The sequence below is a fragment of the Streptomyces sp. NPDC001068 genome (genome assembly GCF_042897315.1).
Taxonomy (GTDB): Bacteria; Actinomycetota; Actinomycetes; order Streptomycetales; family Streptomycetaceae; genus Streptomyces.
Genome location: NZ_JBIAYD010000006.1, coordinates 506,982 through 530,226 on the forward strand (window position 1 = coordinate 506,982; position 23,245 = coordinate 530,226).

A 23,245-nucleotide genomic window follows, 5' to 3' on the forward strand; every position below is an offset into this window, starting at 1 on the left:
CCCGGGCGCGTGCGGCGGCGGCTACGGGTACCCCGGACGCGCGCCCCGCGGGCGGGCCCGCTAACTTGGGCAGCGTGGACAAGAAGAACGCCCTGCGCGCCGGCGCCCTGGCAGCCGGTACGACGCTGATGATGCTGCTCCTGTCGTCCCCCGCTCTCGCGCTCACGCGCGACGACGGCGACGACCCCGGCAACGGCCTGAGCGTCATCGAGACGCTGGGCCTCTACGTCCTGATCCCGCTCGCGCTGTTCGTGGTCATCGCGGGCCTGGTCATGGTCCTGGACAGGTCCAAGATCCGGGTCACCAGGCCGGGCACGACGAAGGCCAAGGCCAAGGCCTGACCTCCGCTTCTCCACCGAGGGCGCCGATCGCCCTCCGCACGTCCCACGCCGGACGTACGGGGGCCGAGCGGCGCCCTCCGTGCGTCGTCGCTCAGGGGCTCGGCGCGGTCAGGTACCGCTGCAGGGTCGGCCCGAGCCACGCCAGCACCTCCTCCGGCGCCAACGCCGTCACCGGCGGCAGCCGCAGCACGTAACGGGTGAGTGCGAGCCCCAGCAGCTGCGCGGCGCACAGCCCCGCCCGTGTCTGCACCTGCTCGGGGTCGGGGCACACCCGCTGGGCCACCGGGACGACCTGCTCCCGGAAGATGCCCTGCAGCCGCTCGGCACCTGCCTTGTTGGTGATGCCGACCCGCAGCACCGCGGTGAGCTCCTCGTTCGTCTCCCAGACGGTCAGGAAGTGGGCCACCAGTGTCCGCCCGGCCTCGGCGGGCGGCACTTGGGACACGTCGGGCAGTCGCAGGTCGAAGGCGACGGCCGCCGCGAACAGGCCGTCCTTGCTGCCGAAGTAGCGCATGACCATGGACGGGTCGATGCGCGCGTCCTTGGCGATGGCGCGGATGGTGGCGCGCTCGTAGCCGTCCGTGGCGAAGCGCTCGCGGGCCGCGGCCAGGATGGCGGAGCGGCTGGCGTCGGAGCGGCGCGTCGGCGAGCCGTTCGCGGGCCCGGTGTTTCTACTGGGGGTGCCGGTCATGCCCACGAGCGTAGGCCAACGCCCGTGGGCCAACAACTGTTGACTGCGGGACCGCCCCGTCCTAGGGTTGCCAACAAGCGTTGGTCAACAGATGTTGGCCAACGGATGTTGGTGAACAGCCGCCGGCCGCCGGCCACCGACCGCCGGCCGGCAAGCGCAGGAAACCAGGAGGCCCCCATGTCCGGCCCGACCACCGTCCCCGAAACCGCCCGCGTCATCGTCGTCGGATCCGGCCCCACCGGCCTGCTCCTGGCCGGTGACCTCGCCGCCGCCGGCGTCCCGGTCACCGTCCTGGAGAAGCGGCCGCACGGGATCAGCAACCTCTCCCGCGCGTTCGTCCTGCACGCCCGCGCCCTGGAGCAGCTCGACGCCCGCGCCCTCGCCGACGACCTGGAGGCCCTCGGCAACCCGCTCACCCGGCTCAACCTCTTCGACGGGCTCACCCTCGACCTCGGCACCCTCCACTCCCGTTTCCGGCACGTGCTGGTGATCCCGCAGTACGAGGTGGAGAAGGTCTTGGAACGCCGTGCGGTCGAGGCGGGGGCCGAATTCCGTCACGAGTCCGAGGTGACCGGGCTGAGCCAGGACGCCGACGGGGTCACCGTGCACGTCGAGGGCGCCGGGGGCGCCGAGGAGCTGCGTGCCGCGTACGTCGTCGGCGCCGACGGGATGCGCAGCGCGGTGCGGACGGCGGTGGGGCTGCCGTTCCCCGGACGGTCGGCCATCCGGTCCGTCGTCCTCGCCGACGTGCTGCTCGAAGAGAAACCGGAGTCGCTGATCACGGCCGGGGCGGTCGGCGACGCGTTCGCCTTCCTCGCGCCCTTCGGCGACGGCTATCACCGCGTCATCTGCTGGCACCGCGGCCGTGACGTCCCCGACCACGAGCCGGTCGGCCTGGACGAGGTCAGGGAGATCACCCGGGAGGCACTGGGCCGGGACTTCGGGATGCACGACGCCCGCTGGATGTCCCGCTTCCACAGCGACGAGCGGCAGGCACCCCGCTACCGGGTGGGCCGGGTCTTCCTGGCCGGGGACGCGGCGCACGTGCACACCCCGGCCGGCGGCCAGGGCATGAACACCGGTCTGCAGGACGCGGCCAACCTGAGCTGGAAGCTCGCCGCCGTCCTGCACGGCCGCGCCGACTCCGCCCTGCTCGACACCTACCAGAGCGAACGCCACCCCGTCGGCAGGTCGGTGCTGCGCAGCAGCGGCGCGATCGTCCGGCTGGCGATGGCCAAGGGCTGGCAGCTGCCGGTGCGTTCGGTGCTCATGGCCGCGCTCGCCCGGCTGGCCCCCGTCCGCGCCAGGATCACGGGGCAGGTCACCGGCGTCGGCTACCGGTACCGGGCGCCGCGGGGCGCCCACCCCTTGGCCGGGGCACGCGTTCCCGATCTCGCCCTGGCCGGCGGCGGCCGGCTCTACGAGGCGCTGCGCGGCGGCCGGTTCGTGCTGGTCACCCCGGACGCGCACGGCCCGGAGGGGTACGACGCGGGGGAGGGGCGCGCCGACCGGCTGGCCGTGGTGCGCCGGTCCGGCGGCCGCGGTACGACGCTGCTGGTGCGTCCCGACGGGTACGCGGCATGGGCCGCGGAGGACGCCCGGGCCGCGGACATCGAGTCGGCGCTGGCCGCGCACGTCGGCTGAGCGCGGGCCGTCGGCGGCGGACCGGCTCAGCCGACGGTGAAGCCGGCGGCCTCGGTGTCCAGGGTGGTGCTGCCGTCCTCGGCGGTGGCCAGCACCGCGACGTGCCAGGTGCCGTGCGGCGAGGACGCGGCGTCGGCGGCGGACACCACGGTCCGGTAGGTGCACCGGGTGGTGTCGCCCTCGGCCGGCGCGCAGGTCGCCGACTCCACGCCGGCCATGTCCTTCGCGGTCAGCGGCTTCTTCGCGAACTCCGACTTCTGCGGCCAGGCCAGCACCTTCAGGCTCTTCACCCCGGAGGACGCGGTGACCTCGGTGGAGAAGGCGAGGGAACCGTCGTGGCCGCCGCCGGGCGCGGTGTAGCGGGCGGTGCTGTGCGCGAAGGCGGGCGGCTGGTCGCCGGCGTAGGCGAGGGCGAAGGCACCGGCGCCCGCGAGGACGACGACACCGGCGGTGAGGGACAGGGCGATGCGACGGGACATGACGGCTTCTCCGTAACTGGCTGACTGCTTCGGCTGGACGAACCGGCGCCGCGTGCCGCGCCGTTGCACCGATGCTCGCAACCGGCGGGTGCCCCGGGCCTGAGCGCGGGTACTCAACTGCGCCTAGGTGATGGGGACACGGGAGCCTGCGCATACGGAAGGGGGCGCCCGGCCGGGCGCCCCCTTCGTCGTGCCGTCCGCCGCCTACTGCGCGGCGACGTCCGCCGCCTACTGCGCGGCGACGTCCGCCGCCTGGGCCCGCAGGGCGCGCTCGACGCCCGCGCGGGACTCCGAGACGAGACGGGCCAGGGCCGCGTTCGGCTCGGCCGCGGCCAGCCAGGTGTCCGTCTTGGCGACGGTCTCCTCGGAGACCTGGAGGGACGGGTAGAGGCCGACGGCGATCTGCTGCGCGATCTCGTGGGAGCGGGTGTCCCACATCGTCTTCAGCACCTCGAAGTACCGGTCCGTGTACGGCGCCAGCAGCTCACGCTGGTCCATCTGGACGAAGCCGCCGATCACCGCCTCCTGCACGGCGTTCGGCAGCTTGTCGGACTCGATGACCGACGCCCAGGCCTCGGCCTTGGCCTCCTCGGTCGGGCGGGCGGCCCGGGCGGTGGCCGCGTGGCGCTCGCCGGCCGCCGTCCGGTCCCGCTCGTACTCGGCGGCGATCTCCGCCTCGTCGAACCGGCCGACCGCCGCCAGCCGCTCCACGAACGCCCAGCGCAGGTCGGTGTCGACGGCCAGGCCCTCGATGGTGTGGGTGCCCTCCAGCAGGCTGTCCAGGAGGTCCAGCTGCTCCGGGGTGCGGGCGGTGGCCGCGAAGGCACGGGCCCAGGCCAGCTGGTGGTCGCTGCCCGCGGCGGCCGACCGCAGGTGGGCGAGGGTGGCGTCGGTCCAGCGGGTGAGCAGCGCCTCGCGGGCGGTCGGGTCGGCGTACAGCTCGACGGCCAGCTTCACCTGGCGGTGCAGGGACTGCACGACACCGATGTCGGACTCCTTGCCGATGCCGGCCAGCACCAGGGCCAGGTACTCGCGGGCCGGCAGTTCGGCGTCGCGGGTCATGTCCCAGGCCGACGCCCAGCACAGCGCGCGGGGCAGCGAGGCCTCGAAGTCGCCCAGGCGCTCGGTCACGAAGCTCAGCGACCGCTCGTCGAGGCGGACCTTCGCGTACGAGAGGTCGTCGTCGTTGAGCAGGAACACCGCGGGGCGGGGGCGGCCGGTCAGCTGCGGCACGGCGGTCAGCTCGCCGTCCACGTCCAGCTCGATCCGCTCGGTGCGCACCAGCTTGCCGGTCGCCTCGTCCAGGTCGTACAGGCCGACCGCGATGCGGTGCGGGCGCAGGACCGGCTCGCCCTTGGCGCCGGCGGGCAGCGCCGGGGCCTCCTGGCGGATCGTGAACGAGGTGACCACGCCGTCCGCGTCCGTCTCGACCTCGGGGCGCAGGATGTTGATCCCGGCGGTCTGCAGCCACTTCTTCGACCAGGTGCTCAGGTCCCGCCCGGAGGTCTCCTCCAGGGCGCCCAGCAGGTCGGACAGGCGCGTGTTGCCGAACGCGTGCCGCTTGAAGTAGGCCTGCACGCCGGTGAAGAACTCGTCCATGCCGACGTAGGCGACGAGCTGCTTGAGGACGGACGCGCCCTTGGCGTAGGTGATGCCGTCGAAGTTGACGAGGACGTCGTCCAGGTCACGGATCTCGGCCATGATCGGGTGCGTGGAGGGCAGCTGGTCCTGCCGGTACGCCCAGGTCTTCATGGAGTTGGCGAACGTCGTCCACGAGTGCGGCCAGCGCGAGCCGGGCGCGTACGCCTGGCAGGCGATGGAGGTGTAGGTGGCGAACGACTCGTTCAGCCACAGGTCGTTCCACCACTCCATGGTGACCAGGTCGCCGAACCACATGTGGGCCAGCTCGTGCAGGATCGTCTCGGCCCGCACCTCGTACGCCGCGTCGGTCACCTTGGACCGGAAGACGTACTGGTCGCGGATGGTCACCGCGCCCGCGTTCTCCATCGCGCCCGCGTTGAACTCCGGCACGAACAGCTGGTCGTACTTGTCGAACGGGTACGCGTAGTCGAACTTCTCCTGGAACCAGTCGAAGCCCTGCCGGGTCACCTCGAAGATCGCGTCCGAGTCCAGGAACTCGGCCAGCGAGGGACGGCAGTAGATGCCCAGCGGCACGCTCTGGCCGTCCTTCTCGTACACGCTGTGCACGGAGTGGTACGGGCCGACGATCAGCGCGGTGATGTACGACGAGATGCGGGGCGTCGGCGCGAAGGCCCAGACGTCGTCCTTGGGCTCGGGCGTCGGCGCGTTGGAGATCACGGTCCAGCCGCTCGGCGCCTTCACCGTGAACTGGAACGTCGCCTTGAGGTCGGGCTGCTCGAAGCTGGCGAAGACCCGGCGGGCGTCCGGCACCTCGAACTGGGTGTACAGGTAGGCCTGCTCGTCGACCGGGTCGACGAAGCGGTGCAGGCCCTCGCCCGTGTTGGTGTACGCGCAGTCGGCCACGACCCGCAGGACGTTGCGGCCCTCCAGCAGGCCCGGCAGCGCGATCCGGGAGTCCGCGAAGACCTCGCCGGCGTCCAGCGGGTCGCCGTTCAGGGTGACCTCGTGGACCGCCGGGGCCACCAGGTCGATGAAGGACGCGGCGCCTGCTTCGGCGACGTCGAAGCGCACCGTGGTCACGGACCGGTAGGTACCGCCCTCCTGCGCGCCGGAGAGGTCGAGTTCGATCTCGTACGAGTCAACGGTGAGCAGCTTCGCCCGCTGCTGTGCCTCTTCGCGAGTCAGGTTTGTGCCAGGCACGCGGTCATCTCCTCGTTATGTGTGGGTTGCGCCATCCTTCCACGGCGGCCCTGCCCCGGGCGACGAGGGAAAACCCCAGACATCGCCCGGACGGCAGGCCTCGGCCCCGGCCCCCTGAGGCGGACGGCGCCTAGGCGGACAGCTCCGCCGCCACCAGCTCCGCGATCTGCACCGCGTTCAGCGCGGCACCCTTGCGGAGGTTGTCGCTGGAGATGAACAGCGCGAGCCCGTTGTCCACCGTCTCGTCGCGGCGGATCCGGCCCACGTACGACGGATCCTGGCCGGCCGCCTGCAGCGGGGTCGGGATGTCGGAGAGCTCGACGCCCGGCGCGTCGGCGAGCAGCTCGGTGGCGCGCTCCGGGCTGATCGGACGGGCGAACCGCGCGTTGACCTGGAGGGAGTGGCCGGAGAACACCGGGACGCGCACGCAGGTGCCGGAGACCTTCAGCCCGGGGATCTCCAGGATCTTGCGGGACTCGTGGCGCAGCTTCTGCTCCTCGTCGGTCTCGTTGAGACCGTCGTCGACGAGGTTGCCGGCGAAGGGGAGGACGTTGAAGGCGATGGGCCGCTTGTAGACGCCGGGCTCCGGGAAGTCGACGGCCGCGCCGTCGTGGGTGAGCTTGTCGGCGTCGGCGGCCACCTTCTGCACCTGCCCGTGCAGCTCGGCGACGCCCGCCAGACCGGAGCCGGACACCGCCTGGTAGGTGGTGGCGACCAGCGCCTGCAGGCCCGCCTCCGTGTCCAGCACCTTCAGGACCGGCATCGCGGCCATCGTGGTGCAGTTCGGGTTGGCGATGATGCCCTTGGGGCGGTCGGCGATCGCGTGCGGGTTGACCTCGGACACCACCAGCGGGACCGCGGGGTCCTTGCGCCAGGCGGAGGAGTTGTCGATGACCACGGCACCCTGGGCGGCGACCTTCTCCGCGAGCGCCTTCGAGGTGGCCCCGCCCGCCGAGAACAGCACGATGTCCAGGCCGGTGTAGTCGGCGGTCGCCGCGTCCTCCACGGTCACGCCGTCCAGCACGGTCCCGGCGGAACGGGCCGAGGCGAACAGCCGCAGCTCGGTGACGGGGAAGTCGCGCTCCGCGAGGATCCTGCGCATGACCGTGCCGACCTGACCGGTGGCTCCGACGATTCCGACCCTCACGGTGACTCCCTCTGCCTGTGGTGACGTGTGTCTACGGCCTTTCCATCATGCGGCCGACCCGGGTCAGCCTGTCCAATTCTTTGCCCGCCATGCCCGGGGAGCGGACCGCACGGTCGGCGGAACTACTGTCGGCACGGGCGCTGAGCTGCATAAATTACCTCCGAGTCGCTCTCGTGCCGCAAGCTGTGCTGCGTGGCGCACCGGTGTGACATACGCCTCGGAAAAGATTTCCGGGAGGGGTGCGAACGTTTCGGGGAGCCGTGGCGTCGTAGGGGAAACGCGGTGAGGGGGTGGGTTGTGCTGCGCAGAAAGGCCCGCCGGGCCCAGGGGGACCAGCACGGTGATCCCCTGGACGTGGACCAGGAGCGCCGGGTGCGGGCGGTGCTCGCGCTGGGCGGCGTACCGCAGGCGGACCTGCCGGACGGGGTACAGCAGGTCCGCCTGCGGCTGCTGGAACGGGCCGCGAGCGGGCGGGAGGCACCGCGGGACGTCTCGGCGTGGGCGGCGGTGGTCGCCTCCAACCTCGCCATGGACTGGCACCGCGCCAAGCGCCGTCAGGAGCGCCTCGGCGAACGCCTGGCCGCCCTCCGCGTCCCCGACCACGCCCTGGGCGAGGACAGCAGCCTGCTCTCCGTCGCCGTGGCCCGCGGTCTGGACGAACTGCCGAGCGCCCAACGCCAGGTCCTCGTCCTGCGCTTCTACGCCGATCTGCCGGTACGCGGCATAGCCGAGGAACTCGGCATCCCCGAGGGCACGGTCAAGAGCCGGCTGCACTCGGCGGTGCGCGCGCTGCGCGCCCGCCTGCACGAGGACGAGGTGGTGTGACCATGCCCGCCGGACACGACGGCCGCGAGGGCGAGAGCGAGGGCGTCGACGCCCTGTACGCGGTCCTTACGGGGGAGCGGCTCACCGACGCGCAGCGCACCGACCCCGGCTTCATGGCCGAGCACCGGGCCGCCGCCGACGACGTGGCGCTGCTGCGCGCACAGCTGGCGACCATCGGGGACGCCCTCGCCGAGCCGCGCCCGGTGCCCCGGCCGGAGCCCCGCCCCAGCCGGTGGCGGCGTCCCGGCGTGCGATCGCTCGGTCTCGCCTGCGCCCTCGCCGCCGCTTTCGCCTCGGCCGTCATCGGCGTCGGCTGGCTCACCGCGAACGGCGTGGACGACAAGGGGGCCGGCGGGAGCGCCGACAGCGCGGCCGCGAGCGTGTCCGGCGGGAAGGCCGATGCCGGACCCGGCCGGCCGGCCTGTGCCCGGCTCGTGGTGGAGGGCACCGTCACCGGGGTGCGGCGGCTTCCGGACGCCGGTCTCGAACGGGTCACCCTGCGGGTGACCCGCGCCTACGAACCGGCGGGGACCACCGGCGAGGTCGGCCTGGTCCTCGCCCTGGACGCCCGGATCCGCACCGGGGCCCGGCTGCTGGTCGGCGTCGCCCGAGGCGCGTCCGTGGCCGACCTGTACGCCGTCGGCGAGACCGGGATCGCGCGGGAGCGGGCCGGGATCGTCCGCGACCTGTCCGGTCCCGGGTCGACGACCTGCCCCGGCACGTGAAGCCGGGGCGCCTGCGGTCCGGGCGGCTGTGGTCCGGGCGGCTGTGGTCCGGGCGCCTGTGGACCGGCGAACGAAGAGGCGGGCGTCCCGCAGGACGCCCGCCTCAGGATCGGTTCCCGCCTACGGAACGACCTTCTCGATCTTCACGCTGCCGACGCCCGCGACCGTGCCGCGCGCGTTGACCAGCTGGACCCGGCCGAAGAACTCACGTCCCTCGGGGGCCGCCGCGACCGCGGTGACCTGCCCGCTCACCGTGGCCGAGGCGCCGGTGCCGAGCTTGACCGGCGCCGAACCGTCGACCGTGACGGTGCCGAGCGCGGCGGAGAAGAACACGTCCCGGTAGTCGTAGTCCGTGGAGCCGGACGGCACCGAGTAGCCGGCGACCTCGACCGTGTAGGTGCCGGCGGCGGGCGAGGCGATGGAGACCGCCTCCTCCGAGTCGCCGTCGGCGGACTGCGCGACCTGCTTGCCGGTCGCGTCGTACACCGTCAGGTCCAGGTCGGCGGCCGTGTCGGAGACGCCGCCGATGGCCACGTCCAGCGACTGCGCACCCGCCGGCACGGTCACCGTGGTGGACTGGACCTCGCCCTCCTTGATGGAGGGGCGGGTCGTCTTCGAGGAGCCCAGCGGACCGCCGACCAGCCTGCCGTCGAGCGCGGCGAACTCGTTGGTCACCTTCCAGGAGGCGGTGACCGGGGTGCCGGCCTTGGCCTCGGGCAGGGTCACGGTCTCCGGGTCGAAGGCCGCGCCGAGCACGGTGACGCCCAGCCTGTACGGGTTGTCGAGCAGCGGCGAGGTGCGGCGCGACTCGACCTCGATCTCCCAGACGCCGGCCTGCGGGTCGGCGTAGGAGCGGACGTCCGGCTTGCAGCCGTTGCCGTCGAGGTAGTTGTTGTAGCAGTACGGGGTGCCGGTGTCCTCGACCGGGACGCCGTACGGGTGGATGGAGATGAACCGGGTCTGGCTCTTCGCGGCCAGCCCGCTCATCGCGACCTCCAGCGACCTGGCGCCCTCGGGCACGGTCAGGAAGTACGACGTGGAGCTGTTGCGCTGCACCGAACCGGACGTGGCCCAGGTGTAGTGCACGGGCGCCGCCACCACGACCGTGGTCAGGATCTGCTTGTCCACGCCCTCGGTCCGCGGGTCGTCGGCCTCCAGGATCGCCGACTTGATGCCCGCGCTCTTCGGCTTCGCCTGGAGCCTGACCGTCACCGGCTGGTTCAGCGGAAGCTTCACCTCGTCGTCGTCGAGGATCTTGAAGGTGTGCCCGGCGTTGTTCTCGAGACGCAGCTCGTGCCGGAGCGCCTTGTCCGGGCCGGAGGTCCGGGTGATCGTGACGTCGTACGTCTTCTTCTGGCCCGCCTTCAGGCCGCCCTCGCGGTCGTACAGGCCGGTGCCGAAGCCCGGGGTCTTCAGCGCGTAGTCGATCGCGGTGTCGACGGGCGCCTTGACGGTGTAGTCGTGCGCGGTGGCGTGGTCGCGGATGGACTCCCAGGCGTCGACGATGTCGATGCGGCCCGCGCCCTCCTCGTACGCCTGCACGTCCTTGATGTGGTGGGCGGTGGAGGTCAGCGCCGTGCGCAGGTCGGCGGGGGAGAGGGCGATGTGCTTCTCCTTCGCCGCCGAGAGCAGCAGCGCGGAGGCGCCGGCCGCCTGCGGGGAGGCCATCGAGGTGCCCTGGAGCATGGAGTAGCCGGCCGGCAGCGCGTAGCCCGCCTCGGCGACCGGGGAGCCCGGCAGCCAGGTCTGGGTGGTGTTGATCGCGGCGCCGGGGGCGACCAGCGTCGGCGTGAAGCCGCCGTCCTCCCGCGGACCGCGCGAGGAGAAGGGCAGCAGCTGGTACTTCGTGGTCACCTGGGAGCCGTAGTTGGCGGCCCAGGTGTCCCGGGAGATGCCCGCGCCGACCGAGATGACCTTGTCGGCCAGGCCCGGGTCGCCGATGGTGTTCGCGCCGGGGCCGGAGTTGCCCGCGGAGATCACCAGCTGCACGCCGTAGGTGTCGATGAGCCGGGTGTACAGCTCGGCGCGCGCGTTGTTGCCGTCGTTCAGCGCCGGAAGGCCGCCGATCGACATGTTCACGATGTCGACGCCCCGGTTGGCGACCAGGTCGATCATGCCCTCGGTGAGCGCGACGTTGGTGCAGCCGCCGGTCCAGGTGCAGGCCCGGGAGGAGACGATCTTCGCGCCCGGTGCCGCGCCGTTCATCTTTCCGCCGAACAGCCCGTTGGCGGCGGTGATGCCGGCCACGTGCGTGCCGTGCTCGGACTCGATGACCCCGATGTTGACGAAGTCCGCCGTCTTGCCGACCCAGTCCCCGCCGTACGGGTCCATCGGGACGTCCTTGCGGATCTGCACGACGAACGGCTGCCGCTCGACGACGTCGGTCGCCGGGTTGTCGGTGCCGAAGTAGCCGACCTGGTAGCCGTCCTTGTACGGCTTCATCGGCGTGTCGTCGGAGAAGTCGTGGTTGTTGTTCAGGTCGACGGTGACCTTGCCGGCCGCCGGGTCGTAGAGCACGCCCCAGCTGTCGGTGGTGTCCCCGTCCCGGTTGGCGTCACCGGCCGCGTCGCCGCCCGCGGTGTACGACTCCTTGAAGGTGCTGATCTGGTACGACCCGGCGGGCGCCGTCCAGGTCTGGCCGCCGTAGCCGAAGCTCGGTCCGGACACGGCGGTGACCATGGGCCGCCAGGTCTGGTCGCTGTCGACGATCGGGTCGGTCGCGGTGACCCAGTCGACGATCTTCCGCTCGCCGGTGGTGGTCCGCTGCAGCGCCGGGTGGCCGAGGTCCACGCCGGAGTCCAGGATGCCGATCGTGACGCCCCGGCCGTCCGCCTTCGGGTGCTCCTCGACGAAGTCGACGGCGCCCGTCTCGAAGGAGGGGTTGTACGGGTTGCGCGCCGCGGTGTTCCTGCCCGGCGCCGGGTAGGTCTTCGAGGACCTGGCCGACCGGGCGGTGTCCGCCACCGCCGGGTCGTCGAGCTGGATCTCCTGGCGCAGGTCGATCGCGTGCACCGAGGACAGCTTCGCGGCGGCGGCGATCGCCGAGTCCGCCCGGCCGGTGGGGACGGTGGCACGGACGTAGCCGAGCCTGTCGTAGGTGCGGCCCACCGAGCCGCCCCTGACGCCGTCCAGCGCCTCGGCGACCTGCGCGGTCTGTCCCGGCGCGGTCGCGATCATCATCGTGACGTTCTTGGTGCCGTCGGACTTGGCCTCGGCCAGCAGTTCGGCGTCGTCCGAACCAAGTTTGTCGTGGGCCGACTTGACGTCTGCGGTGGCGGCCGGAGCCGGAGCCGTGGCGGCGGCCGCCAGGGGTATCGGCCCGGCGGCGGAGAGCGCGGCCACCACACCGACGGCGACGGCGATCCGGCCCAGGCGTCTGTGGCCCGGTATCGGGTCGTGCTGGGGGCTGAGGGTCATCTGCATCCCTTGTAGGTAAAGGAACGAGCATGGAACGGCCGGAACCTGGTCAAGAACCGGCGCGTGGCCGCACAGCTTTCCCCAAGAGAGCGGACTTTTGGGAACGTTGACCGAATCGGTATGAACGTATGGGGAAAACCCCCTATCCGTCGCCTGGCCGTGGACGGAAATCCCGTTGGCCGACGGGCCGCGCGCCCCCTACCGTGCCGATGTGCGCGAGAAGCTGAGGGTGGCGGCCTACGCCGTGTGCGTCCGTGACGGACAGATCCTGCTCGCCCGGTCACCCGCCGACGACGGCACCCCCGAGTGGGTCCTGCCGGGCGGCGGCATGGAACACGGCGAGGACCCCTACGACACCGTCCGCCGCGAACTCGTGGAGGAGACCGGCTACCGCATCGAGGTGACCGGACTGCTGGGCATCGACTCCCGGCACCACCGCTTCGCCCGGGAGAGCCTGCTGGCCCGCGTCACCGACCACCACCACGTACGGATCGTCTACAGCGGCGAGATCATCGGAGGCGAGCTGCGCAACGAGGTCGACGGCTCCACCGACATGGCCGCCTGGCACGACCTGGACGCCGTACCGGACCTGAGGCACATCCGGCTGGTCGACGTCGCCCTGCGGCTGTGGCGGGAACGGCCGGCGGCGGGGCGGTTCGCGCACGAGCAGCCCTAGCGGTCGTCGCGGCCCTGGCGGTCGTCGCGGTCGTCGCGGCCTTGGCGGTCGTCGCAGTAGTAAGCGCCGGGGACTCTCCCCTTCCCCGGCAGATGAACGCGGAGTGACCGGCCCCGGGCCGCCCGCAATCCGCTCCATGACCGGTCCCCACCTCACCTGATCCACGTACGGTGATCGGCGCTGCGCGTTGCCGCCGCGTTCACGCGCAGGCCATCCCCGGTGCCAACGATCCAGAGTGAGCGGGAAGTTCGCGGAAGCGATCGCCCGCGACCACTGCCGGACGCGTTCGCACTCGGGGAGACCGCGCCATGTCGCGCATACGCTCAGTCGCCACCTCCGCGGCCCAGAAGGGCCGCGAGGCACTGGAGATCAACCGCCGTACCGTGCTCGCCACCGCCGGAGCCGTCTCGCTGTCCGCGGGCGTCGGCCTCGCCCTGCGCCCCACCGCCGGCCGGGCCGCGCCGGCCGCGCCCGCCGAGCCGCAGCCGGTCGCCGAGGGCCGCCGCGCCGCGGCGGCGCCCCTCGCCCCCTACACCAAGGGCACCACCGTCGCCTCCGTCGCCGCCCCCCGCAACGGTTCCGGCTACCGCCGGCTCGGCGACGGCGCCGGCTGGTCGCGCGTGGTCCGCTCCGACCTGGCCGCCGCCAAGTCCGGCCGGGCCGACCGACGTACCGCCCTGGCCGCGTTCGTGCAGTTCACCGACCTGCACCTGATGGACGTCCAGCACCCGCTGCGGCTCGAGTACCTGCGCGCCCACGACCCGCACGCCTGGCGCCCGCACGAGGCGCTCACCGTGCCCGGCGCCATCTCCCTCGTGGAACGCGTGAACGCGCTGCGCGGCGCCCCGGTCACCGGCTCCCCGCTGCACTTCGTGATGACGACCGGCGACAACACCGACAACAACGCCCACTCCGAGCTGGAGTGGTACATGAAGGTGATGAGCGGCGGCCGGATCACCCCCAACAGCGGTGACCCCCGGCACTACGAGGGCGTGCAGAACAGCGGCCTGAAGCTGTTCTGGCAGGCGGAGTCCACCGTCCGCGACGGCGACAAGGCGCTCGGCTTCCCGCACCTGGCCGGCTTCCTCGCCGCCGCGATCCGCGAGGTGAACAGCCCCGGCCTCAACCTTCCCTGGTACTCCACCGTCGGCAACCACGACGCCCTGCCGCTCGGCTGCTACGGCTCCCACGCCGACCCCTACCTGGCCGCGGCCGCCGTCGCCGGCAAGAAGCTGATGTCGGTGACCGACGCCGAGGCGAAGAAGCTCCAGGACTCCATCCGCACCGCCCAGGACCCCAAGGGCAGCGGCTACCGCGACTTCCTCAAGGCGCACGCCCGCTCCGCGCGCTCGGTCACACCCGACCCCTTGCGCGCCCCGTACACGGCGGCGGACTACCTCAAGGCCCACCTGGACCCGGCCCACCAGGGCGTCGGCCCGGTCGGCCACGGCTACTCGTCCGCGAACCTCGCGGCGGGCACCCAGTACTACGCCTTCCGCATCTCCGACGACGTCATCGGCATCAGCCTCGACACGACGGACGCCGGCGGCCACTACGACGGATCGATCGGCTCGGCCCAGCTGGCCTGGCTGGAGAAGACCCTGCGGGAGAACAAGGACTCCTACGCGGTCGTCTTCAGCCACCACACGAGCAAGACGATGACCAACACCCGCCCCGACCCGGCCCACCCGGGCGACCGCCGCCACTCGGGCGCCGAACTGGTCAACCTCCTCAACCGGCACGGCAACGTGCTCGCCTGGGTGAACGGCCACATCCACCGCAACCTCATCACCCCGCACAAGGCCTCCAACGGCAACTCCTTCTGGGAGGTGACCACCGCCTCGCACGTGGACTATCCGCAGCTGGCCCGGGTCGTGGAACTGGTGGACAACAAGGACGGCACGGTCTCGCTCTTCACCACGCTGATCGAGTCCGCGGCCCCGCACCGCACCGACTTCTCCGACCTCTCCCAGACCGGCCTCGCGGCCCTCTACCGCGAACTGGCCTTCAACGCCCCCGGCTCCAGCAAGGCGCTGGGCGGCGACGCCGTGGACCGGAACACGGAGCTGGTCCTGAAGAAGGGCTGAAAATCGCCCAACCCTCCCATGTGCGGGCAACCAGGCCGATCACGGCGGTGTCCCTCCCCCCGACCGAATCCGGTGATCCGACCGGAGGATCCGACTGGGGGAGAGACATGTCCGTACGTACGGCACTGGTGGCGGCCACGGCACTGGCCCTGTCCGCGGCACTGGTGGCTCCGGCGGCCGCGGCGCCCGCCGACGGCCACCGGGCCACCCGCGAGGCGGCCCGGGCGGCGGTCGCGGCCGGTGTCCCCGGGGTGACGGCCACGGTCCGCGACCCGCACGGCACCTGGTCCACGACGGCCGGGGTGGGCGACACCCGCACCGGCGCCCCGCGTTCCGCGTCCGACCACTACCGGGTCGGCAGCGTCACGAAGACCTTCGTGGCGACGGTCCTGCTCCAGCTGGAGGCGCAGGGCCGCCTGTCCCTGGACGACACGGTGGACAAGTGGCTGCCCCGGGTGGTCCGCGGCCACGGCCACGACGGCCGCCGCATCACCGTCCGCCAACTGCTCAACCACACCAGCGGCATCTTCAACTACACGGCGGACGACGACTTCGGCCGCACCTACTTCCTGAAGGACGGCTTCCTCCGGCACCGCTACGACACCCTCACCCCCGCCGAACTGGTCGGCATCGCGATGCGGCACGAGCCCGTCTTCGCACCGGGCACCGGCTGGTCCTACTCCAACACCAACTACGTCCTGGCGGGCATGGTGATCAAGGCGGTGACGGGCCACTCGTACGCCCGGGAGATCACCCGCCGGGTGATCGAGCCGCTCCACCTGACCGGCACCTCCGTCCCCGGCACCCGCCACACCCTGCCGAGCCCGAGCAGCCGCGCCTACTCGAAACTGGCGGACACCGCCACCGGCCCGACCTACGACGTCACCGCCCTCAACCCCTCCCTGGCCTCCTCGGCCGGCGAGATCGTCTCCACCTCCGCCGACCTGACCCGCTTCTACCAGGCCCTGCTGCGCGGCCGTCTGCTGCCCGCGCGGCAGCTGACGGAGATGAGGACCACCGTCCCGGTGCCCGGCGACCCCGGCAGCGCCTACGGCCTCGGCCTGATCGACCGCACCCTCTCCTGCGGGGTCCACGTCTGGGGCCACGACGGCGGCATCCACGGCTCCTCGTCCACGGCGGCCACCACCGCCGACGGCCGGCACGCCCTGGCCGCGAACTTCAACGGCGACTGGACGGGTGACCCGGGGGCGGTCCTGGAGGCGGAGTTCTGCGGGGACGCCCGGAAGAATGTTCCGCCGGGTGATGTCGAGAACGCGCGCCCCGCTCCGTCCCAGGGGTGAGCGCGGCCACAATGGGCCGTACGAGCACCGAGGAGAACCGTCATGGCCAAGTACCTGCTGCTCAAGCACTACCGAGGCGCCCCGGCCGCGGTCAACGACGTACCGATGGACCGGTGGACGCCGGAGGAGATCTCGGCGCACATCCGGTACATGAACGACTTCGCGGCCCGGCTGGAGGAGTCCGGCGAGTTCGTCGACGGCCAGGCCCTCGCCCCCGACGGGATGTGGGTCCGCTACGACGGCGAGGGGCGCCCGCCGGTCACCGACGGGCCGTTCGCCGAGACCAAGGACCTCATCGCCGGCTGGATGGTGATCGACGTCGACAGCCGGGAGCGCGCCGTGGAGCTGGCGGGTGAACTGTCGGCGGCCCCCGGAGCGGGCGGGCGGCCGATCCACGAGTGGCTGGAGGTGCGCCCCTTCCTGACCGCGCACCCCACCATCGAGGAGTCCTGCCACTGATGGACGAGGTCCTGCTCAGGAGCCTCACCCCGAGCGTGCTCACCGTCCTCGTCCGCCGCGGAGCCGACTTCGCGGCGGCCGAGGACGCCGTGCAGGAGGCCCTGGTCGAGGCGGTCCGGGTGTGGCCCGCCGATCCGCCGCGGGATCCGAAGGGCTGGCTGGTCACCGTGGCCTGGCGGCGGTTCCTCGACGCGACGCGCGCGGACGCGGCCCGCCGCCGGCGCGAGGACCGGGTGGACGACGAGCCGCCGCCCGGCCCGGTCCCCGGCGCCGACGACACCCTTCAGCTCTACTTCCTGTGCGCGCACCCCTCGCTGACCCCCTCCGCCGCCGTCGCCCTCACCCTGCGCGCCGTCGGCGGCCTCACCACCCGCCAGATCGCCCGGGCCTACCTGGTGCCCGAGGCGACCATGGCCCAGCGGATCAGCCGCGCCAAGCGCACGGTCTCCGGTGTCCGCCTCGACCGGCCCGGCGACGTCGCCACCGTGCTGCGCGTCCTCTACCTGGTCTTCAACGAGGGCTACTCCGGTGACGTCGACCTCGCCGCCGAGGCCATCCGGCTCACCCGGCAGCTCGCGGCCCGGGTCGACCATCCCGAGGCCGCCGGACTGCTCGCCCTGATGCTGCTCCACCACGCCCGCCGCGCCGCCCGCACCGCGCCCGACGGCAGCCTGGTGCCCCTGGCGGAGCAGGACCGCGGCCGGTGGGACACCCGGCTGATCGCCGAGGGCGTCGGGATCCTCCAGGGGGCCCTCGCCCGCGACCGGCTCGGCGAGTACCAGGCCCAGGCCGCCATCGCCGCCCTGCACGCGGACGCGCCGACCGCCTGTGAGACCGACTGGGTGCAGATCGTCGAGTGGTACGACGAACTCGCGCGCCTGACCGACAGCCCCGTGGTCCGCCTCAACCGCGCGGTCGCCGTCGGCGAGGCCGACGGACCCCGCGCCGGGCTCGCCGCCCTCGCCGAACTGGACGCGGCCCTGCCCCGGTACGCCGCGGTCGCCGCCCACCTGCACGAACTCGACGGCGACCGGACGACCGCGGCACGCCTCTACGCCGAGGCGGCCCGCCAGGCCCCGAACCTCGCCGAGCGCGACCACCTGACCCGCCGGGCCGCCCGCCTCAACGTCGGCCGCGGTCTGTGACATCGTCGCGCGTCCGGGGTGGTCCGCTTGCCGTTTTTTTGCCGTCGGCGGTGCTCGTCCGGAGGACGGGCGGGAGTCGAAAGCCCTCGTAAAGATGCAGGTCAGAGGGGTGTGAATGAGAGAAACGGAATGATGTTGGAGGGGGCGGGTCCGGCGCCGATCCTGTAAACGCAGCCGACTTCGACACGAGACACTCCGTTCATCCCGATGAAACGTCCGTACCGCCTCATATCGGCTAACCCGAGGTTCCCGGGGATGGCTCGATATGGTGCAAGGCTGGTGATCGTGTGGGCGGTCGGCTCGGACTTCGTGTGCTCTCGGTCTACGAGGGCTTTTTCTCCGGGGGAGCCCGGATCGTGCACAGTGATGTGCTGCTGGGCCTGGTCGAGGGCGGCCAGCAGTGGCATCGCGTGTTGAGTCTGCACGGTGAGGTCCACCGAGAAGCCACCACGCAACGGATGGAGGACGACGCCTGCTACCGCGCGCTGACGGCCGGCGGCATCGACGTCACCTCCCTCGGCCGTACCGCGGGCCTCGTCGACGGCGCGGTCGCGGCGTCGGTTTTCAGCGGGCCCGAACTGGCCGATACCGCACGGGCGATGGCCGGTGCGGACGTCATCCTCTCCCTGAAGGAGCAGCCGCTCGCGCTCCTCAACCAGGCCGGGCTGCCCCGCCGCCCCGTCGTGGTCTGCCTGCACCGGTCCGACCCGGAGAACCAGGGCCCGGCGCTGGACGAGCTGAAGACCGCCATCGCGGACGGGACGGTCGTGGCGTGCGTGTGCTGCGCCGAGTCGACCCGGGACGCCTACGAGGCGGCCGGCATCCCCGGTGAGCTGCTGCACGTCATCCCGAACGGGGTCGATCTGCTCCGCTTCCGGCCGGACGCGGCGACGCGCCTCGCCTTCCGCGAGTCGGCCGGCATCCCCGCGACGGCCCCCGTCGTCGTCTTCGCCGCCCGGTACGCAGGCATGAAGAACGTGCCGCTCTTCCTGCGCGCGGCCCGGGCCTGGCTGGCCCGCGAGGGCGGCGGTCACGTGGTGATGTGCGGGGCCGGGATGACCGAGGACAACCCCGCGCTCTGGGCCGACATGGAGATCGCCTTCGGCGGCGACCGGGCGGCGCTCGGCGACCGGGTGCACCTGCTCGGCGTGCGGCACGACATGGAGGCCGTCTACGCCGGTTCCGACGTGGTCGCCCTCACCTCGGTCTCCGGCGAGGCGGCACCGCTCTGCCTGATCGAGGGCATGATGTGCGGCGCCGTACCGGTGACGACCGACGTCGGCGACAGCGCGTCGATCGTCGAGGGGCACGGGCTCGTCACACCCTTCGACCCGGACGCGATCGCCTTCGCGTGGTCGGCGGCGGTGGCCGAGCGGGAGGCGTTCGCGCCGGCGCTGCTCGCCGGCCGCGAGCGGTTCAGCCGGACCCGGATGATCGCCGCGTACGCCGACCTGCTCGACCGTGTCGCCGGCGAGGTGCGCGACGAACTGCGGCCCGGCGTCGGCGGGCAGTAGCACCTCGGGACACCGAGGGGCCGTCGGTTCCCCTCCGAACCGACGGCCCCTGCGTTCCCCTGCGTGGATCCCTCCTCGGTCACCGGGGCAGCACCACGACATTCGCGGCCGGATCCCGGTCGCCGGCGGCCATCAGCGCGGTACGGACCACCGCCGCCTGCTGCTCCGTCGTTTCGCGGAGCTTCCGCGGGGTGACGTGGACGACGGTGATGCCCAGCCGTTCCAGGAGTTCCCGCTTACGGGCGTACTCGGACCACAGCGCGTCCTCGTCCTGCCGTGGCGCCCGGGTGTCCAGTTCGAGGGCGACGGCCTGCTCGGGCCAGTAGGCGTCCACACCGCCCAGGTGGGGGCCGCCGGGCAGGCGCAGGTCCACGTTCCACACCGGGTCGGGCAGGCCGTGTTCGCGGACCATCCGGTAGAGGCGGTCCTCGGCGATGGCCCGGCCCTCGGCGACCAGCGAGTCGACGGCGTCGACCACGTGCGGGCGGGACAGCAGCTTCGCCTCGTTCAGCGCCCGTACCACCGCGGCCGGTTCGCAGTGCTGGCCGCGTACCGCCTCCGTCAGCAGCCGTCGTACCTCCTCCGCGTCGGACAGGTCGGCGACCGCGTCCGCCAGGGCGCGCGGGACCGGGGCGACGGGCAGGCCCGTGACCGCGTCGGGGGTCGGCAGGTCGGGGGTGCGCAGTACCCGGACGTAGGAGGCGGAGCGGATCCGGCGCAGCCGCGGCACCAGGACGTCCACGTGCTCCAGGGACAGCAGCGGCGGGGTGGCCGAGAAGCCGTGCAGGGTCAGGGCGGCCAGGCCGGTGATCATCGCCTCCGGGTAGACCGTGCGGTGCGGGGAGCCCGCGCCGGGCTGGTTGGGGACACCGGGGGCCGGCTCGCGGGCGGCGAACAGCAGCGCGCCGTGCAGGCGTTCCTCGCTGGTCGGCGGGCCGGGGTGGAGCAGGACCACGCCGGGGAGCAGTTGCTGCCAGGCGCCGCCGGCCCGGCACTGCTCGGTGATCTCGGCGGCCGGGATGCCGTGGGAGCGGAGCTGAGCTGTCGTCAGCACCCGGCGGTGGACGTCGGAGAGGTGACGCAGGGGGCGGGGGGAGAGTGGGGTGTTGTGGGTCATGGACCGGAGATTCCCGCGTCCGGTCTGCCCGGTAACCGCTGTTACGTTCCTGTTGAAGAATGCGGACAGAATGGTGCTAAAGGTCAGGTGTTCGAGTGCCGAGTAGGAGGCGAAAACCCCTGGTCCGAACGAGTGCGGACCAGGGGTTACGGTCATGATTGACTGAATTCCGTAACGGTCACCCGGCGGGGAACCCAAGGCCAAAGGTCAGCCGGTGACGGCCCCCGCGTCGCACTCCTGTCCGCGCAGCGCGCGGGCCAGGTCGTCCCGGGCCTCCAGCACCAGCCTGCGCAGCGCGGGGGGCGCCTCGGCGTGCTCCGTGAGCCAGGCGTCCGTCGCCTCCAGCGTCCCGGGGCGGTCCTGGAACGAGGGGTACAGGCCCCGGACCACGTCCATGCCGATCTGGATCGACCGGTCCTCCCAGATCCGCGCGATGACCTCGAAGTACTTCTCCCCGTAGGGAGCCAGCAGGTCCCGCTGCGACGGCTGGGCGAAGCCCGCGATCGTCGCCTCCACCAGCGCGTTGGACAGCGCCTGCGACTCCACGACCTGCGCCCAGGCCTGCGCCTTCACGGCCGCGGACGGCCGGGCGGCCAGACAGCGCACCTGGTGGCGCTTGCCGGAGGCGGTGTCGTCCCGGGACAGTTCGGCCGCCAGCACCGAGTCGTCGGCGACGCCGTGCGAGGCGAGGGGTTCCAGGAACGCCCAGCGCAGTTCCTGGTCCACGTCCAGACCGTCGATCGTGACCGTGCCCGACAGCAGCTCCCCGAGCAGCCCGAGGTCGGCCTCGTCCGCCGCCGTCGACGCGAAGAACCGTGCCCAGGCCAGCTGGTGCTCGCTGCCCGGCTCGGCCTGCCGCAGCTGACGCAGGGCGCCCTCGGCGAGCAGCCGCCCGGCCGCCTCCCGCGCCTCGGGCGCCACGTAGTGCACCAGCGCCGACTGCGCCCACGTGTGCAGCATCTGCAGCACCCCGATGTCCGACTCGCGGCTCGCGAACCGCAGCACCAGGCCGACGAAGTCCCGGGCCGGCAGCAGCGCGTCCCGGGTCAGGTTCCACAGCGCCGACCAGCACAGGGCGCGGGCGAGCGGGTCGGTCAGGTCCCCCAGGTGGTCCCGGAGCGTCGCCAGCGAGGTGGCGTCGAAGCGGATCTTGCAGTAGGTGAGGTCGTCGTCGTTGACGAGGACCAGCTCCGGTGCCTCGGCACCCGCGAGGCCGTCCACGACCGTGCGCGGGCCGTCGACGTCCGTCTCCGCGCGCGCGTACCGCTCCAGCGCGCCCTCGGCCGTACGGCGGTACAGGCCGACCGCGACCCGGTGCGGGCGCAGCTCGGGGTGCGAGGGGGCGGCCTCCTGGAGCACGGACAGCTCGGCGACCCGCCCGTCCCCGTCCAACAGCACCTGCGGGGTCAGCGAGTTCACCCCCGCCGTCTGCAGCCACTTGCGCGACCACGCGGTCATGTCCCGGCCGCTGGTCTCCGCGAGGACCGACAGCAGATCACCGAGCCGGGTGTTGCCGTACGCGTTGCGCTTGAAGTAGCGGCGGGCGCCCTCCAGGAACGCGTCCTGGCCGACATACGCCACCAGCTGCTTGAGCACGGAGGCGCCCTTGGCGTAGGTGATGCCGTCGAAGTTGAGCTTGGCGTCCTGGAGGTCGCGGATGTCGGCGGTGACCGGGTGCGTGGAGGGCAGCTGGTCGGCGCGGTACGCCCAGGCCTTGCGGCGGTTGGCGAAGGTGATCCAGGCGTCGGTGAACCGGGTCGCGCCGACGTTCGCGAACGTGCCCATGAAGTCCGCGAAGGACTCCTTCAGCCACAGGTCGTCCCACCACACCATGGTGACCAGGTCGCCGAACCACATGTGCGCCATCTCGTGCAGGATGACGTTGGCCCGCGCCTCGTAGGACGTCTGGGTCACCTTGCCCCGGAAGATGTACTCCTCCCGGAACGTCACCAGACCCGGGTTCTCCATCGCGCCGAGGTTGTACTCGGGCACGAACGCCTGGTCGTACTTCCCGAACGGGTACGGGTAGTCGAAGTGGTCGTGGAAGAAGTCCAGGCCCTGCTTGGTGACGAGGAAGACGTCGTCCGCGTCGAAGTGGGGCGCCAAACCCTTGCGGCACATCGCGCCCAGCGGGATCTCCAGCGTCGTCCCGTCCGGGAGCGTCCGCTCGTACGCGTCCGTCACGTAGTGGTAGGGACCGGCCACCACACAGGTGATGTACGTGGAGATCGGCTTCGTCTCGGCGAACCGCCACACGCCGTCGGACAGTTCACCGGCGCCGTTGCTCCACACCGTCCACTCCTCGGGCGCCCGCACCTCGAAGCGGAACGGCGCCTTGAGGTCCGGCTGCTCGAAGTTGGCGAAGACCCGGCGCGAGTCGGCCGGCTCGTACTGGGTGTAGAGGTAGACCTCGCCGTCCTCCGGGTCGACGAAGCGGTGCAGGCCCTCACCGGTCCGGGAGTAGGCGCACCGGGCGTCCACCACCAGCTCGTTCTCCGCGGCCAGGTCGTCCAGGGCGATCCGGGTGCCGTCGAAGACCTCGCCCGGGTCGAGATCCTTGCCGTTCAGGGTCACGGCCGTCACGCTCGGGGCGATCAGGTCGGCGAAGCTCGACGCGCCCGGCTCGTCGCAGCGGAAGCGGATCGTGGTCACCGAGCGGAAGGTGCGCGGCTCGTCCTGGCCCTCGCCGACGGCCGACCGCACGTCCAGCGACACCTCGTAGCCCTCCACCGAGAGCAGGGCGGCCCGCTCCCGGGCCTCGTCGCGGGACAGATTCTCACCGGGCACGGGCTGCACTCCCTCATCGTTGTCGGTACGCCGGAACAGCACCGATCCTCCCACGCGCACCTGACCGGCGGGTCAGGGAATGGGGTGG

Annotated in this window: 17 protein-coding genes; 10 read left to right on the plus strand and 7 right to left on the minus strand. The window is 72.4% G+C overall.

The features are described 5' to 3' along the window. Nucleotides 1–74 precede the first annotated feature (74 nt). Nucleotides 75–341, plus strand: coding sequence for a hypothetical protein (locus tag ACFY3I_RS19930; protein WP_365288923.1), 267 nt, complete (start codon nt 75–77; stop codon nt 339–341). A 91-nt stretch (nt 342–432) separates the two neighbouring features. On the opposite strand, the gene ACFY3I_RS19935 is transcribed toward ACFY3I_RS19930, so the two are convergent. Next, nucleotides 433–1,032 (minus strand): TetR family transcriptional regulator, encoded by a 600-nt coding sequence (locus ACFY3I_RS19935; protein ID WP_390861732.1) that lies wholly within the window; start codon nt 1,030–1,032, stop codon nt 433–435. 177 nt (nt 1,033–1,209) lie between these two features. Here ACFY3I_RS19935 and ACFY3I_RS19940 point away from each other — a divergent pair, with 177 nt between their 5' ends. After that, nucleotides 1,210–2,676, plus strand: a complete 1,467-nt coding sequence (locus ACFY3I_RS19940) for an FAD-dependent monooxygenase (RefSeq protein WP_390861733.1) — start codon at nt 1,210–1,212, stop codon at nt 2,674–2,676. 26 nt (nt 2,677–2,702) lie between these two features. Here ACFY3I_RS19940 and ACFY3I_RS19945 read toward each other — a convergent pair whose 3' ends face one another. The 3 genes from ACFY3I_RS19945 to ACFY3I_RS19955 form a co-directional block, all read right to left on the minus strand. Beyond that, on the minus strand, nt 2,703–3,155 hold the full coding sequence (locus tag ACFY3I_RS19945; RefSeq protein ID WP_365288920.1) for a DUF5707 domain-containing protein: 453 nt from the start codon (nt 3,153–3,155) through the stop codon (nt 2,703–2,705). Nucleotides 3,156–3,383: 228 nt separating this feature from the next. Next, complete coding sequence (gene pepN, locus ACFY3I_RS19950) at nt 3,384–5,957, minus strand: aminopeptidase N (RefSeq protein WP_390861734.1); 2,574 nt, start codon at nt 5,955–5,957, stop codon at nt 3,384–3,386. A gap of 130 nt (nt 5,958–6,087) precedes the next feature. Next, nucleotides 6,088–7,104, minus strand: coding sequence for an aspartate-semialdehyde dehydrogenase (locus tag ACFY3I_RS19955; RefSeq protein WP_390861735.1), 1,017 nt, complete (start codon nt 7,102–7,104; stop codon nt 6,088–6,090). 297 nt (nt 7,105–7,401) lie between these two features. Here ACFY3I_RS19955 and ACFY3I_RS19960 point away from each other — a divergent pair, with 297 nt between their 5' ends. After that, nucleotides 7,402–7,929 (plus strand): sigma-70 family RNA polymerase sigma factor, encoded by a 528-nt coding sequence (locus ACFY3I_RS19960; RefSeq protein ID WP_365288917.1) that lies wholly within the window; start codon nt 7,402–7,404, stop codon nt 7,927–7,929. 2 nt (nt 7,930–7,931) lie between these two features. Next, nucleotides 7,932–8,654 (plus strand): hypothetical protein, encoded by a 723-nt coding sequence (locus ACFY3I_RS19965; protein ID WP_390861736.1) that lies wholly within the window; start codon nt 7,932–7,934, stop codon nt 8,652–8,654. Between the two features lie 120 nt (nt 8,655–8,774). Here ACFY3I_RS19965 and ACFY3I_RS19970 read toward each other — a convergent pair whose 3' ends face one another. After that, on the minus strand, nt 8,775–12,071 hold the full coding sequence (locus ACFY3I_RS19970; RefSeq protein ID WP_390861737.1) for a S8 family serine peptidase: 3,297 nt from the start codon (nt 12,069–12,071) through the stop codon (nt 8,775–8,777). 211 nt (nt 12,072–12,282) lie between these two features. Here ACFY3I_RS19970 and ACFY3I_RS19975 point away from each other — a divergent pair, with 211 nt between their 5' ends. The 6 genes from ACFY3I_RS19975 (at nt 12,283) to ACFY3I_RS20000 (ending at nt 19,253) form a co-directional block, all read left to right on the plus strand. After that, nucleotides 12,283–12,747 carry an NUDIX hydrolase gene (locus ACFY3I_RS19975; RefSeq protein WP_390861738.1) on the plus strand — a complete coding sequence of 155 codons (465 nt, stop codon included), beginning with the start codon at nt 12,283–12,285 and terminating at the stop codon, nt 12,745–12,747. A gap of 308 nt (nt 12,748–13,055) precedes the next feature. Continuing rightward, nucleotides 13,056–14,834 carry a TIGR03767 family metallophosphoesterase gene (locus ACFY3I_RS19980; protein WP_390861739.1) on the plus strand — a complete coding sequence of 593 codons (1,779 nt, stop codon included), beginning with the start codon at nt 13,056–13,058 and terminating at the stop codon, nt 14,832–14,834. Between the two features lie 107 nt (nt 14,835–14,941). Then, nucleotides 14,942–16,135 (plus strand): serine hydrolase domain-containing protein, encoded by a 1,194-nt coding sequence (locus ACFY3I_RS19985; RefSeq protein WP_390861740.1) that lies wholly within the window; start codon nt 14,942–14,944, stop codon nt 16,133–16,135. Between the two features lie 42 nt (nt 16,136–16,177). Next, nucleotides 16,178–16,594 carry a YciI family protein gene (locus ACFY3I_RS19990; protein WP_390861741.1) on the plus strand — a complete coding sequence of 139 codons (417 nt, stop codon included), beginning with the start codon at nt 16,178–16,180 and terminating at the stop codon, nt 16,592–16,594. Next, nucleotides 16,594–17,739: an RNA polymerase sigma factor gene (locus tag ACFY3I_RS19995; RefSeq protein WP_390861742.1), complete on the plus strand. Its 1,146-nt coding sequence runs from the start codon at nt 16,594–16,596 to the stop codon at nt 17,737–17,739. The genes ACFY3I_RS19990 and ACFY3I_RS19995 overlap by 1 nt, the downstream gene beginning before the upstream one ends. A gap of 311 nt (nt 17,740–18,050) precedes the next feature. Further along, a complete protein-coding gene (locus tag ACFY3I_RS20000; protein ID WP_390861743.1) occupies nt 18,051–19,253 on the plus strand; it encodes a glycosyltransferase in 1,203 nt (400 codons plus the stop codon). Between the two features lie 79 nt (nt 19,254–19,332). On the opposite strand, the gene ACFY3I_RS20005 is transcribed toward ACFY3I_RS20000, so the two are convergent. Next, nucleotides 19,333–20,370, minus strand: coding sequence for a hypothetical protein (locus ACFY3I_RS20005; RefSeq protein WP_390861744.1), 1,038 nt, complete (start codon nt 20,368–20,370; stop codon nt 19,333–19,335). A 207-nt stretch (nt 20,371–20,577) separates the two neighbouring features. Next, on the minus strand, nt 20,578–23,157 hold the full coding sequence (gene pepN, locus ACFY3I_RS20010) for an aminopeptidase N (RefSeq protein WP_390861745.1): 2,580 nt from the start codon (nt 23,155–23,157) through the stop codon (nt 20,578–20,580). Between the last annotated feature and the right edge of the window lie 88 nt (nt 23,158–23,245).

Excerpts from the sequence above, each read along its gene's own strand:
- ACFY3I_RS19980 (WP_390861739.1), top strand. The coding sequence starts at position 13,056 with ATGTCGCGCATACGCTCAGTCGCCACCTCCGCGGCCCAGAAGGGCCGC.
- ACFY3I_RS19940 (WP_390861733.1), top strand. The coding sequence starts at position 1,210 with ATGTCCGGCCCGACCACCGTCCCCGAAACCGCCCGCGTCATCGTCGTC.
- ACFY3I_RS20005 (WP_390861744.1), bottom strand. The coding sequence starts at position 20,370 with ATGACCCACAACACCCCACTCTCCCCCCGCCCCCTGCGTCACCTCTCC.
- ACFY3I_RS19970 (WP_390861737.1), bottom strand. The coding sequence starts at position 12,071 with ATGACCCTCAGCCCCCAGCACGACCCGATACCGGGCCACAGACGCCTG.
- ACFY3I_RS19945 (WP_365288920.1), bottom strand. The coding sequence starts at position 3,155 with ATGTCCCGTCGCATCGCCCTGTCCCTCACCGCCGGTGTCGTCGTCCTC.
- ACFY3I_RS19935 (WP_390861732.1), bottom strand. The coding sequence starts at position 1,032 with ATGACCGGCACCCCCAGTAGAAACACCGGGCCCGCGAACGGCTCGCCG.
- ACFY3I_RS19985 (WP_390861740.1), top strand. The coding sequence starts at position 14,942 with ATGTCCGTACGTACGGCACTGGTGGCGGCCACGGCACTGGCCCTGTCC.
- ACFY3I_RS19995 (WP_390861742.1), top strand. The coding sequence starts at position 16,594 with ATGGACGAGGTCCTGCTCAGGAGCCTCACCCCGAGCGTGCTCACCGTC.
- ACFY3I_RS19990 (WP_390861741.1), top strand. The coding sequence starts at position 16,178 with ATGGCCAAGTACCTGCTGCTCAAGCACTACCGAGGCGCCCCGGCCGCG.
- ACFY3I_RS19965 (WP_390861736.1), top strand. The coding sequence starts at position 7,932 with ATGCCCGCCGGACACGACGGCCGCGAGGGCGAGAGCGAGGGCGTCGAC.